Origin of the sequence: Comamonas sp. lk, from assembly GCF_900564145.1 — a bacterium.
Classification (GTDB): domain Bacteria; phylum Pseudomonadota; class Gammaproteobacteria; order Burkholderiales; family Burkholderiaceae_C; genus Comamonas.
Genome location: NZ_UOOB01000001.1, coordinates 1,764,275 through 1,779,206, shown reverse-complemented (window position 1 = coordinate 1,779,206; position 14,932 = coordinate 1,764,275). Strand labels below are relative to the sequence as shown.

General features: G+C 61.0%; 12 protein-coding genes and 9 tRNA genes. 4 read left to right on the top strand and 17 right to left on the bottom strand.

Features of this window, described 5'->3' with window-relative positions:
• Nucleotides 1-34: 34 nt before the first annotated feature.
• The 15 genes from EAO39_RS08050 to folC form a co-directional block, all read right to left on the bottom strand.
• A tRNA-Ala gene (locus tag EAO39_RS08050) sits at nt 35-110 on the bottom strand.
• 8 nt (nt 111-118) lie between these two features.
• A tRNA-Asp gene (locus EAO39_RS08045) sits at nt 119-195 on the bottom strand.
• A gap of 48 nt (nt 196-243) precedes the next feature.
• Nucleotides 244-319, bottom strand: a tRNA-Glu gene (locus EAO39_RS08040).
• 45 nt (nt 320-364) lie between these two features.
• A tRNA-Ala gene (locus EAO39_RS08035) sits at nt 365-440 on the bottom strand.
• Between the two features lie 8 nt (nt 441-448).
• Nucleotides 449-525 (bottom strand) — tRNA-Asp (locus EAO39_RS08030).
• 48 nt (nt 526-573) lie between these two features.
• Nucleotides 574-649, bottom strand: a tRNA-Glu gene (locus EAO39_RS08025).
• 73 nt (nt 650-722) lie between these two features.
• A tRNA-Asp gene (locus EAO39_RS08020) sits at nt 723-799 on the bottom strand.
• 49 nt (nt 800-848) lie between these two features.
• Nucleotides 849-924: transfer RNA gene (locus EAO39_RS08015), tRNA-Glu, on the bottom strand.
• 45 nt (nt 925-969) lie between these two features.
• Nucleotides 970-1,045, bottom strand: a tRNA-Ala gene (locus EAO39_RS08010).
• Between the two features lie 72 nt (nt 1,046-1,117).
• Nucleotides 1,118-2,524, bottom strand: a complete 1,407-nt coding sequence (gene gltX / locus EAO39_RS08005; protein WP_120966935.1) for a glutamate--tRNA ligase — start codon at nt 2,522-2,524, stop codon at nt 1,118-1,120.
• Nucleotides 2,524-3,735, bottom strand: coding sequence for an O-succinylhomoserine sulfhydrylase (locus tag EAO39_RS08000; RefSeq protein WP_120970824.1), 1,212 nt, complete (start codon nt 3,733-3,735; stop codon nt 2,524-2,526). Before EAO39_RS08000 ends, gltX begins: the two co-directional genes overlap by 1 nt.
• 327 nt (nt 3,736-4,062) lie before the next feature.
• Entirely contained in the window at nt 4,063-5,571 is a 1,509-nt protein-coding gene (gene purF / locus EAO39_RS07995; RefSeq protein WP_120966934.1) for an amidophosphoribosyltransferase, read from the bottom strand.
• Nucleotides 5,572-5,766: 195 nt separating this feature from the next.
• Nucleotides 5,767-6,279, bottom strand: a complete 513-nt coding sequence (locus EAO39_RS07990; protein ID WP_120970822.1) for a CvpA family protein — start codon at nt 6,277-6,279, stop codon at nt 5,767-5,769.
• Between the two features lie 34 nt (nt 6,280-6,313).
• A complete protein-coding gene (locus EAO39_RS07985) occupies nt 6,314-7,252 on the bottom strand; it encodes an SPOR domain-containing protein (RefSeq protein WP_120966933.1) in 939 nt (312 codons plus the stop codon).
• Between the two features lie 111 nt (nt 7,253-7,363).
• On the bottom strand, nt 7,364-8,689 hold the full coding sequence (gene folC, locus EAO39_RS07980) for a bifunctional tetrahydrofolate synthase/dihydrofolate synthase (RefSeq protein ID WP_120966932.1): 1,326 nt from the start codon (nt 8,687-8,689) through the stop codon (nt 7,364-7,366).
• 85 nt (nt 8,690-8,774) lie between these two features.
• Here folC and EAO39_RS07975 point away from each other — a divergent pair, with 85 nt between their 5' ends.
• The 4 genes from EAO39_RS07975 to argG all read left to right on the top strand — a co-directional run bounded on the left by EAO39_RS07975 (nt 8,775) and on the right by argG (nt 11,931).
• The gene (locus EAO39_RS07975; protein WP_120966931.1) at nt 8,775-9,134 is read left to right on the top strand and encodes an ArsC family reductase; all 360 of its coding nucleotides are present in this window, start codon (nt 8,775-8,777) and stop codon (nt 9,132-9,134) included.
• Between the two features lie 136 nt (nt 9,135-9,270).
• Nucleotides 9,271-10,041 (top strand): glycine zipper 2TM domain-containing protein, encoded by a 771-nt coding sequence (locus EAO39_RS07970; protein ID WP_120966930.1) that lies wholly within the window; start codon nt 9,271-9,273, stop codon nt 10,039-10,041.
• Between the two features lie 139 nt (nt 10,042-10,180).
• Nucleotides 10,181-10,498 carry a pyrimidine/purine nucleoside phosphorylase gene (locus EAO39_RS07965; protein WP_120966929.1) on the top strand — a complete coding sequence of 106 codons (318 nt, stop codon included), beginning with the start codon at nt 10,181-10,183 and terminating at the stop codon, nt 10,496-10,498.
• A gap of 95 nt (nt 10,499-10,593) precedes the next feature.
• On the top strand, nt 10,594-11,931 hold the full coding sequence (gene argG / locus EAO39_RS07960) for an argininosuccinate synthase (protein ID WP_120966928.1): 1,338 nt from the start codon (nt 10,594-10,596) through the stop codon (nt 11,929-11,931).
• Between the two features lie 120 nt (nt 11,932-12,051).
• Here the strand turns inward: argG and EAO39_RS07955 are convergent, their stop codons facing one another.
• Both EAO39_RS07955 and acs read right to left on the bottom strand, forming a co-directional pair.
• On the bottom strand, nt 12,052-12,519 hold the full coding sequence (locus EAO39_RS07955) for a LapA family protein (protein WP_120970820.1): 468 nt from the start codon (nt 12,517-12,519) through the stop codon (nt 12,052-12,054).
• A gap of 212 nt (nt 12,520-12,731) precedes the next feature.
• Nucleotides 12,732-14,729, bottom strand: coding sequence for an acetate--CoA ligase (acs, locus tag EAO39_RS07950; RefSeq protein ID WP_120966927.1), 1,998 nt, complete (start codon nt 14,727-14,729; stop codon nt 12,732-12,734).
• Nucleotides 14,730-14,932: the final 203 nt, after the last annotated feature.

Genomic DNA, 14,932 nt, shown 5'->3' with positions numbered 1-14,932 from the left:
GATTCTGATTTTTCAATCAGCCGTCATTAAATTTTGGTGGAGGTAAACGGGATCGAACCGATGACCTCTTGCATGCCATGCAAGCGCTCTCCCAGCTGAGCTATACCCCCAAAAACTGTGGCGGAGTGGACGGGACTCGAACCCGCGACCCCCGGCGTGACAGGCCGGTATTCTAACCAACTGAACTACCACTCCTGGCAGGAAGCTTCGCTATTTTTTCAATAGCTACCAGCGCTTCAAACTTGGCGACCCTACGGGGATTCGAACCCCGGTACTCACCGTGAAAGGGTGATGTCCTAGGCCTCTAGACGATAGGGTCAATCCTAGAACGATTCTGATTTTTCAATCAGCCGTCATTAAATTTTGGTGGAGGTAAACGGGATCGAACCGATGACCTCTTGCATGCCATGCAAGCGCTCTCCCAGCTGAGCTATACCCCCAAAAACTGTGGCGGAGTGGACGGGACTCGAACCCGCGACCCCCGGCGTGACAGGCCGGTATTCTAACCAACTGAACTACCACTCCTGGCAGGAAGCTTCGCTATTTTTTCAATAGCTACCAGCGCTTCAAACTTGGCGACCCTACGGGGATTCGAACCCCGGTACTCACCGTGAAAGGGTGATGTCCTAGGCCTCTAGACGATAGGGTCAATCCTAGAACGTGTCCGATTAAAAAAGCGCCTCAAGATTCAAAGGCGCTTTGTTCATCAAGCACTAAAACTGTGGCGGAGTGGACGGGACTCGAACCCGCGACCCCCGGCGTGACAGGCCGGTATTCTAACCAACTGAACTACCACTCCTGGCAGGAAGCTTCACTATTTTTTTCAATAGCTACCAGCGCTTCAAACTTGGCGACCCTACGGGGATTCGAACCCCGGTACTCACCGTGAAAGGGTGATGTCCTAGGCCTCTAGACGATAGGGTCAATCCTAGAACGATTCTGATTTCTCAATCAGCCGTCATCAAATTTTGGTGGAGGTAAACGGGATCGAACCGATGACCTCTTGCATGCCATGCAAGCGCTCTCCCAGCTGAGCTACACCCCCAAAATTCTCACTTTGCGCTTTGCAACTTTTAATTTGTCGCGTTGTGCAGAGCCTTGAATTATAGACAGGTTTTTAGCGATTTTTCAAACGCGCGATAACTTTTTCACGTCCAAGCAATTCCAGCACCGCATCCACCGATGGCGTATGGGCCGTGCCCACGGTCAAAACACGTACCGGCATGGCCAGCACAGGCATCTTCACGCCCTGGGCCTTGAGCACTTCCTTGATGGCAGCGGCAATGGCTTCCTTGGTCCATTCCACGGTTTGCATGGCTGCAGCAAAGGCATCAAGCACCGGCGTGGCTGCTTCGGTCACGTGCTTGGCATAGTCCTCAGCATTGCGTTCCACGGCATCCACATAGAAGACCTTGGCCCAGTTGGCCAGATCCACCAGGGTTTCGCAGCGATCCTTGAACAAGGCCGTGATGCGCACCAAGCGGTCATCAGCATCGAGCAAGGCGGCATCGACACCAGCCTTGACCACGAAAGGCTTGACCATGGCGGCCAGCGCCACGTCGTCCATGGCCTTCATGTGCTGGGCATTGACCCAGCGCAGCTTGGCTTCGTCAAACTGACCGGCGCTGCGACCCAGGTGATCCAGGTTGAACCACTCCAGGAACTGGGCGCGGCTGAAGATTTCATCGTCGCCGTGGCTCCAGCCCAGACGGGCCAGATAGTTCACCATGGCATCGGGCAGATAGCCTTCGTCACGGTACTGGGTCACGGCCTTGGCGCCGTTGCGCTTGCTCATCTTCTCGCCCTGCTCGTTGAGCACGGTCGGCAGATGGGCGAACACGGGCACGGCGGCACCCAGGGCTTCGAAGATATGGATCTGGCGCGGCGTGTTGTTGACGTGATCATCGCCACGAATCACGTGGGTAATGTTCATGTCCATGTCATCGACGCAGACGCAGAAGTTATAGGTGGGCGTGCCGTCGGGGCGGGCGATCACCAGATCGTCGAGCTCGGTGTTCTGGAACTCTATACGGCCTTTGCACTTGTCTTCCCAGGCCACGACGCCGCTCTGGGGTGTCTTGAAACGCAGCACGGGCTTGACGCCTTCGGGAATCGCCGGCAGCACCTTGCCGTCTTCGGGACGCCAGGTACCGTCGTAGCGGGGCTTTTCCTTGTTGGCCATCTGCTTTTCGCGCAGAGCATCCAACTCTTGCATGCTCATATAGCAGGGATAGACATAGCCCTTGGCCACCAACTGCGCCAGCACTTCCTTGTAGCGCTCGATGCGCTGCATTTGATAGAACGGACCTTCGTCGTGGTCCAGCTGCAGCCAGGCCATGCCTTCGATGATCACGTCCACCGATGCCTGGGTGGAACGCTCCAGATCGGTGTCTTCGATGCGCAGCACGAAGTCGCCGCCATTGGCACGGGCAAAGGCCCAGGGGTACAGAGCCGAACGAATATTGCCCAGGTGGATGAAGCCGGTAGGCGACGGGGCAAAACGGGTACGAATTTTTTGTGTCATTACAGTGTGTCCAGTCCGCGGGCGACATCGTTTTTCAGATCTTCGAGATGCTCGAGACCCACGGAGATACGAATCAGACCCTGACCCACGCCAGCGGCCTGGCGCTGTTCTTCGGTCAAGCGGCCGTGCGAGGTGCTGGCCGGATGGGTGATGGTGGTTTTCACATCGCCCAGGTTGGCGGTGATGGAGCACACCTGGGTGCTGTCCACCACGTGGAAGGCATTGGCGCGCAGTTGCTCGGCACCCTCGCCCACCACATCAAAGGCCAGCACCGCACCGCCCATGCCGTTTTGCTGGCGCATGGCCAGCTCGTGCTGACCGTGGCTCTTGAGACCGGGGTAGTACACGCGGGCCACCTTGGGGTGAGACTCCAGCCAGGTGGCCAGCTCCAGCGCGGCAGCGCTTTGCGCCTTGACGCGCAGGGACAGGGTTTCCAGGCCCTTCATCACCACCCAGGCGTTGAACGGGGCGATATTCAGACCGCCGCTGCGCAAGAACGTACCCATGACCTTGTCCACCAGCGCCACCGAGCCGCAGACGGCACCGGCCATCACGCGGCCCTGACCGTCGAGGAACTTGGTGCCCGAGTGCACGACGATGTCTGCACCCAGCTTGGCCGGCTGCTGCAGAATGGGCGTGGCAAAGCTGTTGTCCACGGCCAGCAAGGCATTGTTGGCATGGGCCACTTCGGCCAGCGCCGCGATGTCGCACAGATCGGTCAGCGGATTGGTGGGCGTCTCGGCAAACAGCAGACGGGTATTGGGCTTGACGGCAGCCTTCCAGGCGGCGACGTCGGTTTGGGGCACAAACGTGGTTTCCACACCGAAGCGGGCCATTTCAGTGCCCAGCAGCTTGATGGTGGAGCCGAACATGGACAGCGAGCAGATCACATGATCGCCTGCCTTCAAGGCAGTCAGCGCAACCAGCAAGATGGCCGACATGCCGGTGGAGGTGGCCACGGCGCATTCCGTGCCTTCCATGGCCGCCAGACGGCGCTCGAAGCTGGTGACCGTGGGATTGGTCGTGCGGCTATAGGTGTAGCCTGGCTCTTCGTTGGCAAAGCGGCGCGCAGCGGTGGCGCAGTCGGGCTGCACAAAGCTGCTGGTCATGTACAGCGCTTCGCTGTGCTCGCCCCACTGGCTGCGCTCAACGGCTTCGCGCACGGCCAGGGTGTCGGGATGCAAACCTTCGGGTAATGTCTTTGTAGTCACAATCGTCAGATCCAAGTGGTTCAGACACGGCCCCTGAAAACACGAAGTGGCCTTTTCAACGGCCACCTCCCATTTTCATCTTGCCGATCCGTGCCGGCAGCATACGCATCTGCCGAGGTATTAAAAAAGGAGCGGTCTGCGCAAGTCTTTGATCGATTTCAAAATTGAAACAAGCTGAAATCATTGATTAGCATGCGCAGCCAGCTCATCTTTTGAATGAACGGGGAAATCCCGGCCTCCATTGTCCTCCCGATCACGATGCGCTGCCCGGGCAATGCATCGCAAGGCCTGCGGCATCTGCGCCGCCGGCCGGGGAAGAGCGGAAGTTCAGTTTTCCTGGGCGTTGGGCAGAGACAGGCGGGAAGTGTCTTCCTGCTCTTCCTCTGCACCACGGTTGCGGCCTTCGTTGAGGGCGGTGACTTCGTCGTCGGAGATATCGCCGGTGATGTAGACGCCATCAAAGCAGGAGGCTTCAAAACCTTTAACCGCCGTGTTGATCTTGCCCACGGCCTGCTTCATGGCATCCACGTCTTGATAAATCAGCGCGTCGCAGCCAATGACCTGGCGAATTTCTTCCACCGTGCGGCCATAGGCCACCAGCTCGGTGCGGGTGGGCATGTCGATGCCGTAGACGTTGGGGTGGCGCACGGGAGGCGCGGCCGAGGCCAGATAGACTTTGTTGGCACCGGCGTCGCGGGCCATCTGCACGATTTCCTTGGAGGTCGTACCGCGCACGATGGAGTCGTCCACCAGCAGCACGTTGCGGCCCTTGAACTCGCTGCCGATGGCATTGAGCTTCTGGCGCACCGATTTCTTGCGTGCGCCCTGGCCCGGCATGATGAAGGTACGGCCCACGTAGCGGTTTTTCACAAATCCTTCGCGGTAAGGGATGCCCAAGAGCTGTGCCAGTTGCATGGCGCTGGGGCGGCTGGATTCCGGAATCGGAATCACTGCATCGATTTCGTTGGGCGGCACCACGGAGACCACGCGCTTGGCCAGGGTCTCGCCCATGTTCAGACGGGCCTGATAGACGGAGATGCCGTCCATGGTCGAGTCCGGACGGGCCAGATAAACGTATTCGAACACGCAAGGGTGCAGCTCGCTCTTGTCGCTGCATTGCTCGCTGTGCACCGTGCCGTCGTTGCTGATGAACACGGCTTCGCCAGGTGCCACATCGCGTTCGAACTGGTGCAGCGTGCCTTCCAGGGCCACGGATTCGCTGGCCAGCATATGCGTGCCGTCTGCGCCCTTGCCCAGGCACAGGGGGCGGATGCCGAAGGGATCGCGGAAGGCCAGCAGGCCGTAACCGGCGATCAAGGCGATCACGGCATACGAGCCCTTGATGCGCTTGTGCACGGCACGCACGGCCTGGAACACATCTTCGGTCTTGAGCGGCGCGCCGCTGGAGGCGCGGCCAATCTCATGGGCCAGCACGTTGAGCAGCACTTCGGAGTCGCTCTCGGTGTTGGTATGGCGGTGGTCGGTCTCCGCCAGCTCGCTGCGCAGCTGCTTGGCGTTGGTGAGGTTGCCGTTGTGCACCATCACGATGCCGAACGGTGCATTCACATAGAAGGGCTGGGCCTCTTCCTCGCTGGATGCATTGCCGGCCGTGGGATAGCGCACCTGGCCCAGGCCCACATTGCCGGGCAGAGCACGCATGTTGCGGGTGCGGAACACGTCCTTCACCATGCCCTTGGCCTTGTGCATGAAGAACTTGCGTTCCTGCTGGGTCACGATGCCGGCGGCATCCTGACCACGGTGCTGCAGCAGCAGCAAAGCGTCATAAATCAGCTGATTCACGGGTGCGGTGCTGACCACACCAACGATTCCACACATAGTAGCGTTCCATCTGTTCGCGAAGGCAATCCCTCGCCACACTCGCCTGCCTCGCCACCCATTGGCCGGCCTGCGTTTGACATCAGGCGCAGAGCTTATGCCTCTGCACCGAACTCCAGTCCAGAGCCGCAGCACCTGGCCGCAACCCTGTCAGTCTCCAGACACCCTCGGTATTTGGAGACAAACCAGCCCGCCTCAAGAAGAAGCGGCTGGCAAAATTTGTTCCCACTGCCATTGCTCCCACTGCCCGGGCAGCGCGGGCTGCACCCACCCCAAGGCCTGCGACAGAAACGGCGCCAGCGCCGACTCCTGCCACCAATGCGCACTGTGCAGCGGCGTATATCGAATCACCAGGGCCAGCACCAGCAACAGCACCATGGCCCGCAAGATACCAAAGAGTGAGCCCAAGGCTCTGTCCACCGGACGCAAACCCACAGCTTCTATCAGTTGTTTGACCAGCCAGGACACCAGCCCCCAGGCAAACATGGCCCCCACCAGCAGCAATACAAAGCCTGCGGCATAGCGCAGCTGCATATCCCAGCCATCGAGCGGCAGCCACACGGCCACCTCATGCGCCCAGCTGCGGGCGACAACAAAGGCCACAACCCAGCCCAGCAGCGACAGCACCTCATAGACCAGACCGCGCCAGGCCCCCAACAACATGGAGCCCAGCACAACGGCCACAAAAATCCAGTCCAGCGTGGTCATCAAGGCAACACCCCACAACGCTCAGGCAGCGGCATCAGCCCTTGAACACCGAAGCCGGCAGGCCCAGCCCCTTGGCACGCGCAGCCGCTTTATCGGCTTCCTCGCGACTCTTGAAAGGCCCCATGCGCACGCGGGTACGCTTGCCATCCTTGGTATCCACGGTCTGGGTGAAGGCACCGCCACCGAGCTTGGACTTGATTTCATTGGCCTTGCCGACCTCGGCAAAAGCGCCGATCTGCACGATAAAGCGCTCGTTGCCGCCAGCCGACTCTTTGGCTGCTGAGGCTTCCGGCGCACTGCGGCCTTCCAGCAGCGCACGGGCACGGGCCGCATCATCGCTTTTGCTGGTATCCGGCTTGTGTTTGGGCTCGGGCTTAGGTTCCGGCTTTGCTTCCAGCTTGTGCTCGGGCTTCTTCACCTCGGGCTTGGGCTTGGCTTCCGGCTTGGGTTCGGGCTTAGGTTCAGGTTTGGGTTCCGGCTTCTTGACCTCAGGCTTGGGCGCAGGCGGCGCAATCGCCGCAACCACGGGAGCCGCAGGCGCCACGATGGCAGCAGCCGGGGCCGGTGTGGCAGCCACGGCCGCACGCGGCGCAGAAACTGCAGGAGCGGGGGCGGGAGCCAATACCTCTTCGCCATCATCCAGCGAGGCGCCAGCGGCTACGTGCCCGGTAGGCGCATTCGTCGCACCCGTCCCACGGCTGCCAGGCACCACCACGGGCGCGGCGTTGTCGCGATCCGGAATCTCGATGGGGATATCGACAGGAATCGGGCGCGGCTGGGTATCGAACAGCAGCGGAAAGCCCACCACGCCCACCAGTACCAGCACGGCCGCACCGATGAGGCGATGACGTGCACGACGGCGCATGGCTTCCACGGTCTCGCCCTGAGGCAGACGGCTGGGACGCTTGGCGCCCGCTGTGGAGTCTGCCGCGTCGTTTTTCTTGCCCGGCCAACGAATATTGAAAAGTGCCATGTAATACGGACTCATTCGGGCCTGAAGACAGCCCATTTACGGCCTAATTCGAGCGCTAGCCACAGCTCTTGCAGGCTGCAGCCAGGCGACTCGATAGCGACCCTATCAGTTTCAATGGCCCAGATGCTTGGCGCTCAGACGGGGAGTGCCGTTTTGCAGCACACCACCCACGGTGAAGAACGAGCCAAAGACCACGATTCTATCAGCCGCATCCGAAGCCTCCACGGCCGCGTCCAGCGCCTGCTGGGGTCTGGCAAAGGTTTGCAGGCTCACATCCTTGCGCAACCCTGCCGTAGCCTGCAACTCCTCGAGCTTGGCCTTGAGGCCTTGTGCCGAATCCGCACGCGCCGTGGGCAGGTCGGTGAAGTACCAGTGATCGATCAGCGGAGCCACCTTGGTAAGCATGGGCACCCAGTCCTTGTCCGCCATGGCACCGAATACGGCGTGGGTACGGGGAAAATAGCCCATGGCATCCAGATTAGCCGTGAGCGCCGCCACCGAGTGCGGGTTGTGCGCCACATCCAGCACCAGCGTGGGCTGGCCGGGAACGATCTGAAAGCGTCCGGGCAGCTCCACCATGGACAGGCCGGTACGCACGGCCTGGGCCGTGACGGGCAGCAGAGAGCGAATCGCCTCGAACGCGGCCAGCACACCGGCGGCATTGACCAACTGATTGGCGCCGCGCAGTGCCGGATAGGCCAGACCGGCGTAACGGCGACCACGACCGGCCCAGCCCCACTGCTGCTTGTCGCCGTCGTAATTGAAGTCCTTGCCAAAGCGCCAGAGATCGGCACCGATTTCGGCGGCATGGTCGATCACACTTTGCGGCGGCACCGGATCGCTGACCACCACGGGGCGGCCGGCGCGCATGATGCCGGCCTTCTCGCGGCCTATGCTTTCGCGGTCCGGGCCCAGCAGCTCCATGTGATCCAGGTCGATGCTGGTGATGACGGCGCAATCGGCATCCACGATGTTGGTGGCATCCAGTCGCCCGCCCAGACCGACTTCCAAAATCGCTACATCCAGCTTGGACTGGCTCATCAGATGAAGAATGGCCAGCGTGGTGAACTCAAAGTAAGTGAGCGCCACCTCTTTACCGTCCTGCACCCGGGCTTGCTCCACCTGTTCGAAGTGAGCCATCAGCTGCGGGGCCGAGACAATCTCGCCCCCTACGCGGCAGCGCTCCTCGAAATGCACCAGATGGGGCGAGGTGAAAACGCCGGGGCGGTAGCCCGATTGCAGGGCAACGGCTTCCAGCATGGCGCAGGTAGAACCTTTGCCATTGGTTCCGGCCACCGTGATGACGGGGCATTCAAAATGCAGACCCATGCGTTGCGCAACTTCGCGCACGCGGTCCAGGCCCAGGGCAATATTTTGGGGATGCAGTCGCTCGCAATAAGCCAGCCATTCATCCAGAGAGGGAAATGTGGTGTGCATACTGCGCGCTATTGTCGCCCAGCCCTAGAGGCCTTATGGCCGGCCCAGATAGACAAATGCTTCAAGCCATTACAGGAGCCCACTTATGAGCACTCGCGTCACCCTTTTTGGAATCCCCAATTGCGACACCGTCAAGAAAGCCCGCAACTGGCTGACCGAGCACGGTATTGACTACCAGTTCCACGATTTCAAGAAACAAGGCGTGCCCACCGAACGCCTGCCGCACTGGATGGCAGCCGTGGGCTGGGAAAAGCTGCTCAACCGCCAGGGCACAAGCTGGCGCAAGCTGGACGAGGCCACCAAGGCCGGCGCCGTGGACGAGTCCAGCGCCGCCGCCGTGATGCAGGAGCACGCCAGCACCATCAAGCGTCCCGTGGTGGAATGGGCTGACGGCCAGGTCACCGTGGGCTTCAAGCCCGAGGACTGGCAAGATCGCGCAGACTGAAGAGCATCACCAGAAGCAAACACTCACATAAGCGCAAGGGTTTACCTAGATTTACCCTACTGGCTCTTGCACTTCACAAGCTGGGACTAAACTTTTAGCTGCTCTGGTGCGTTAAGTACTGAGATTGGAGAAAAGCATGAAGACCCTGGTCGTAATGACTCTTGCAGCAGCAACCGGCACTGTGGCCCTGGCCCAGGAGCAAGGTCGCGTGCTGTCCACCACCCCGATTACCCAACAGGTCGCCGTACCCCAGCAGGTTTGCAATGACCAGACGGTGGCCGTGGCACCGCGCAGCACTGGCGCAGGTGCCGTCATTGGCGCCATTGCCGGTGGCGTGCTGGGCAATGCCATTGGCGGCGGCGGCGGACGTGCAGCGGCCACGGCGGCCGGCGTTGTGGGCGGTGCCATGCTGGGCAATCAGGCCGAAACCTCCGGCCCGGCCCAGTATCAGACCGTGCGCCAATGCGGCACGCAAACCTTCTACCGCAACCAGACCGTGGGCTACAACGTGGTCTATGAGTACCGGGGCCGCAACTACACCACACAGACCAGCACGCCCCCCGGCGACTGGATCGCGCTGAGCGTGCAGCCGGCCAACAATGATGCCGCCTATGGCAGCAACGGCTACTACAGCAATCAGCAGCCGCCTCAGGCCGCTTACTCGACCACCTACCAGAACGGCTACCCCGGTGACTATCCGCAAGGCTACCAGGGCGGCTACTACACGCCCCAGCCCGTGGCACCGGCTTATTCCAGCGGCAGCTATTCGGCTTCTGACTACGTGGCACCGCTGCTGATCGGCGCCGTGATCGGTGCCGGCGCCTACTACGCCACCCGCCCCAGCCATTACTACCGTGGCCATGGCGGCTACTACCCACGCCCCGGCAACCACGGCTGGCGTCGATAAGCACGCCAGCCATCGCTGATTGCGTGAACCCAGAGCCCCACTATCGGGGCTCTTGTTCTTTGGGGCATTCGCGCAGCAGGCTGAGGCCTGGCCTAAAATGACTGGTTTTGACCTTTGACCGCGCTTTGCGCCCTTTTCCATGACCACTGAATCCATTCAAGGCGTCAGCCTCACCACCAAGGCCAATGTGTACTTTGACGGCAAGTGCGTCAGCCACAGCTTCACGCTGCCCGACGGCACCAAGAAGTCCGTGGGCGTGGTTTTGCCTGCCACCTTGACTTTTGGCACGGCGGCTGCGGAAATCATGGAATGCGTGGGCGGCGCGTGCGAATACAAGCTCGACGGCAGCGACGAGTGGAAGCAGTCCGCCGCAGGCGAGAGCTTTCACATCCCTGCGAACTCCAAGTTCGACATCCGCGTGACCGAGGCTTACCACTACATCTGCCACTACGCTTGAGCCACACCGGCCCGGCAGTCGCAGATTCAAAGCTTTTTTAGCCCCAGGCGCTTAACTGTCAAGCACTTGCCGCTATCAATTTAAAGAGAAATCTCATGGAAACCATCCTGCAACACGTACCCGTCGGCCAGAAGGTCGGCATCGCTTTCTCCGGCGGCCTGGACACCAGTGCTGCACTGCGCTGGATGAAGAACAAGGGTGCTGTGCCCTACGCCTACACGGCCAACCTGGGCCAGCCCGACGAAGCCGACTACGACGAAATCCCCCGCAAGGCGATGGAGTACGGCGCAGAGCAGGCCCGTCTGATCGACTGCCGCAGCCAGCTGGCCAACGAAGGTATTGCCGCCATCCAGGCCGGCGCCTTCCACATCTCCACCGGCGGCATCACCTACTTCAACACCACCCCCCTGGGCCGCGCCGTGACTGGCACCATGCTGGTGGCAGCCATGAAGGAAGACGACGTCAACATCTGGGGTGACGGCTCCACCTTCAAGGGCAATGACATCGAGCGTTTCTACCGCTACGGTCTGCTGACCAACCCGGCGCTGAAGATCTACAAGCCCTGGCTGGACAACGCTTTCATCGACGAACTCGGCGGTCGCGCCGAAATGTCGGCCTTCATGACCAAGGAAGGTTTCGGCTACAAGATGTCGGCCGAAAAAGCCTACTCCACCGACTCCAACATGCTGGGCGCCACTCACGAAGCCAAGGACCTGGAGCAGCTGAGCAGCGGCATCCGCATCGTCAACCCCATCATGGGCGTGGCGTTCTGGAAGCCCGAAGTCGAAGTGCTGGCTGAAGAAGTCTCCATCACCTTCGATGAAGGCCGCCCCGTGGCCATCAACGGCAAGGAATACACCGACGCCGTGGAAGTGTTCCTGGAACTGAACCGCATCGGCGGCCGCCACGGCCTGGGCATGAGCGACCAGATCGAAAACCGCATCATCGAAGCCAAGAGCCGCGGCATCTACGAAGCCCCCGGCATGGCCTTGCTGCACATTGCCTACGAGCGCCTGGTCTCCGGCATCCACAACGAAGACACCATCGAGCAGTACCGCATCAACGGCCTGCGCCTGGGCCGTCTGCTGTACCAAGGCCGCTGGTTCGACCCCCAGGCCATCATGCTGCGCGAAACCGCCCAGCGCTGGGTGGCCCGTGCCGTGACCGGCACCGTGACGCTGGAACTGCGCCGCGGCAACGACTACTCCATCCTGAACACCGAATCGCCCAACCTGACCTACGCTCCCGAGCGTCTGTCCATGGAAAAGGTGGAAGACGCGCCGTTCAGCCCCACCGACCGCATCGGCCAGTTGACCATGCGCAATCTGGATCTGATGGACACCCGCGACAAGCTGGCCATCTACTCCAAGGCCGGTCTGCTGTCTCTGGGTACCAGCACCGCCCTGCCCCAGCTGGGCGGCGACAAGAAGTAATTCGCGTCACACACGCTTGGTCGCATGACCACGAAAAAGCCGCTGCACTGCAGCGGCTTTTTTTATGCTTTTTAGGCTACAAACGCTTATGTGATCAGCGATATACGCTATCAAAAATGATTAACGCGAACCCGACTGGCTCAGCAGGTGCACCTGCTGCTCCAGCTGGCCCACATAGGCGGCCGTGCTGTTGTCGGACTCCTGGGCCCGGCTGACCAGATGGGCTTCCAGTGCATCCAGCCTGACCATCAGCGCCTCCTTGTCCTTGGCGTGCAGAGCTTCCAGCACGGAGCGCAGCTCGGTGAAGCGCGAAGCCTCGGCCTTGTCGGCCAGCTCGCGCTGGGCCTGCATTTCCTTGGCGTGGCGACGTGCTTCCATCAGCACAGAGCCCTGCATCCACAGCACATAGGCGATGAAAAAGACGCTGAGCAAGGCCGTCAAGGCCAGCATGAGCACGCCCAAAGGGGCTTGAACTTCGGTAAAGCCCAGAGAAACCGTGGATGGAGCAGATAAGGCGCCCCAGTTGAAAGCGGCCAGCACGGCGATCAGAGCCACGATGACGGTCAGGGAAATTGTGCGAAAGCTCATGGTTTTGTCCTCCATAACAACACGGGTTACAGAAAGCGTTTTAACCCAATTTATCAAAGCTCGTGCATCCATAGCCAACAAAAAGCCAAGCCGCTGTTGACAGCGGCTTGGCTTTTTCATCCGGATTCGCAGCCTTCACTGCCCGGCAGGAGGGCCAGGAGATGCCTGAAATCAGCCATCTCCGCCCCGGCAGCGCGTGCGGCCGGCCGTCCTCAGTTGGTCTTGGCCAGCTGCTCCAAAATCGCGGGATTCTCCAGCGTGCTGGTGTCCTGCGTGATGGCCTCACCCTTGGCAATCGAGCGCAACAGGCGGCGCATGATCTTGCCGCTGCGGGTCTTGGGCAGGTTCTCGCCAAAGCGGATGTCCTTGGGCTTGGCAATCGGGCCGATTTCCTTGGCCACCCAGTTGCGCAGCTCGTTGGCCAGTTGCTTGGCTTCTTCGCCATGGGGCACGGGACGCTTCAACACCACAAAAGCGCAGATGGCTTCGCCGGTCAGATCGTCGGGACGGCCGACCACAGCAGCTTCGGCTACCAGATCGGTCTTGGAGACCAGGGCCGATTCGATTTCCATGGTGCCCATGCGGTGGCCCGAGACGTTGAGCACATCGTCGATGCGACCGGTGATGCGGAAGTAGCCGCGGTCGGCACTGCGCACGGCGCCGTCGCCGGCCAGATAAGTCGTGCCGCCCAGCTCTTCGGGGAAATAGCTTTTCTTGAAGCGCTCGGGGTCGCCCCAGATATTGCGGATCATGCTGGGCCAGGGTTTCTTCACCACCAGCATGCCGCCGGCGCCATTGGCCATGTCGTTGCCGGTTTCATCGACGATGGCGGCCGTGATGCCGGGCAGCGGCAGCGTGCAGGAGCCTGGCACCAGCGGTGTGGCACCGGGCAGCGGCGTGATCATGTGGCCGCCGTTCTCGGTTTGCCAGAAGGTGTCCACAATCGGGCAGCGCTCGGCACCGATGTGCTTGTGATACCACATCCAGGCTTCGGGATTGATGGGCTCGCCCACCGAGCCCAGCAGGCGCAGGCTGGACAGATTCCAGTTCCTGGGGTGTACGGCGGCGTCGGAATCGGCGGCCTTGATCAGCGAACGAATCGCCGTGGGCGCCGTGTAGAAGATGGTGCAGCCATGGCGCTCGATCATCTGCCAGAAGCGCCCGGCGTTGGGGAAGGTGGGCACGCCTTCGAAGACGATTTGCGTGGCGCCAGCGGCCAGGGGGCCGTAGGCCACATAGGTGTGGCCGGTGATCCAGCCGATATCGGCCGTGCACCAGAACACATCGCTGTCCTTCATGTCGAAGGTCCAGTCCACGGTCTGCTTGGCCCACAGCATGTAGCCGCCGGTGGCGTGCTGCACGCCCTTGGGCTTGCCGGTGGAGCCGCTGGTGTAGAGGATGAACAGCGGATGCTCGGCGCCCACGGCGACCGGAGCGCACTCCTTGGATTGGCCTTGCAGCAGCTCGCCAAACGTTTTGTCGCGGCCGGCCACCAGGTTGCAGGCCGTGGGCGTGCGCTCGTACACAAACACATTCTTGATGGCCTCGCAGCCGCCCAGCGCCAGCGCATCGTCGACAATGGCTTTGAGCGGCAGTTCCTTGCCGCCGCGCATCTGGTAGTTGGAGGTGATCACCGCCACGGCGCCCACGTCCACAATGCGCTCCTGCACTGCCTTGGCCGAAAAGCCGCCGAACACCACGGAGTGGGTGGCGCCAATCCGCGCGCAGGCCTGCATGGCAACCACGCCCTCAATGGTCATGGGCATGTAGATCAGAACACGGTCGCCCTTTTGCACGCCATGGGCCTTCAGGCCGTTGGCAAACTGCGAGACACGTTCCAGCAACTCGCGATAAGTGACCTTGGTGACCTCGCCGCCGTCGGCTTCAAAAATAATCGCCGTCTTGTGCTCGACGGGCGTGCCCATGTGCTTGTCCAGGCAGTTGGCACTGGCGTTGAGTTCGCCGTCGGCAAACCACTGGAAGAACGGTGCATTGCTCTCATCGAGCACCTGGGTGAAGGGCTTGCTCCAGACCACGTTCTCGCGGGCCAGACGCGCCCAGTAACCTTCATAGTCGCGCTCGGCCTCGTCGCACAAGGCCTGGTACTGCTCCATGCTGGCAATGCGGGCCTGGGCCGCAAAAGTTGCAGGCGGCGGGAAAACCCGGTTTTCCACCAGGACCGATTCAATAGCTGATGTCGCAGTGCTCATCGTTGTTGTCTCCTATGCATGCCAATGAATTTATTGTGGGTGTACTGTCGTGGCTCGGTCTTACACGCCACTGACTGAGACCGTGTTTGCACGGCACCTCGTCGCAACCGTTTTTGCTCATGCCTTAACCGCTCACAATTTGAAAGCAGTTGGCGCTTGATCGCAACAGGCTTACATACATTTTCACCCAAAGCACGGCCCCG

Bases quoted from the DNA above. Each gene is read 5' to 3' on its own strand.
- gltX (WP_120966935.1), bottom strand. From the start codon at position 2,524: ATGACACAAAAAATTCGTACCCGTTTTGCCCCGTCGCCTACCGGCTTC.
- purF (WP_120966934.1), bottom strand. From the start codon at position 5,571: ATGTGTGGAATCGTTGGTGTGGTCAGCACCGCACCCGTGAATCAGCTG.
- EAO39_RS07990 (WP_120970822.1), bottom strand. From the start codon at position 6,279: ATGACCACGCTGGACTGGATTTTTGTGGCCGTTGTGCTGGGCTCCATG.
- EAO39_RS07985 (WP_120966933.1), bottom strand. From the start codon at position 7,252: ATGGCACTTTTCAATATTCGTTGGCCGGGCAAGAAAAACGACGCGGCA.
- folC (WP_120966932.1), bottom strand. From the start codon at position 8,689: ATGCACACCACATTTCCCTCTCTGGATGAATGGCTGGCTTATTGCGAG.
- EAO39_RS07975 (WP_120966931.1), top strand. From the start codon at position 8,775: ATGAGCACTCGCGTCACCCTTTTTGGAATCCCCAATTGCGACACCGTC.
- EAO39_RS07970 (WP_120966930.1), top strand. From the start codon at position 9,271: ATGAAGACCCTGGTCGTAATGACTCTTGCAGCAGCAACCGGCACTGTG.
- EAO39_RS07965 (WP_120966929.1), top strand. From the start codon at position 10,181: ATGACCACTGAATCCATTCAAGGCGTCAGCCTCACCACCAAGGCCAAT.
- argG (WP_120966928.1), top strand. From the start codon at position 10,594: ATGGAAACCATCCTGCAACACGTACCCGTCGGCCAGAAGGTCGGCATC.
- EAO39_RS07955 (WP_120970820.1), bottom strand. From the start codon at position 12,519: ATGAGCTTTCGCACAATTTCCCTGACCGTCATCGTGGCTCTGATCGCC.
- acs (WP_120966927.1), bottom strand. From the start codon at position 14,729: ATGAGCACTGCGACATCAGCTATTGAATCGGTCCTGGTGGAAAACCGG.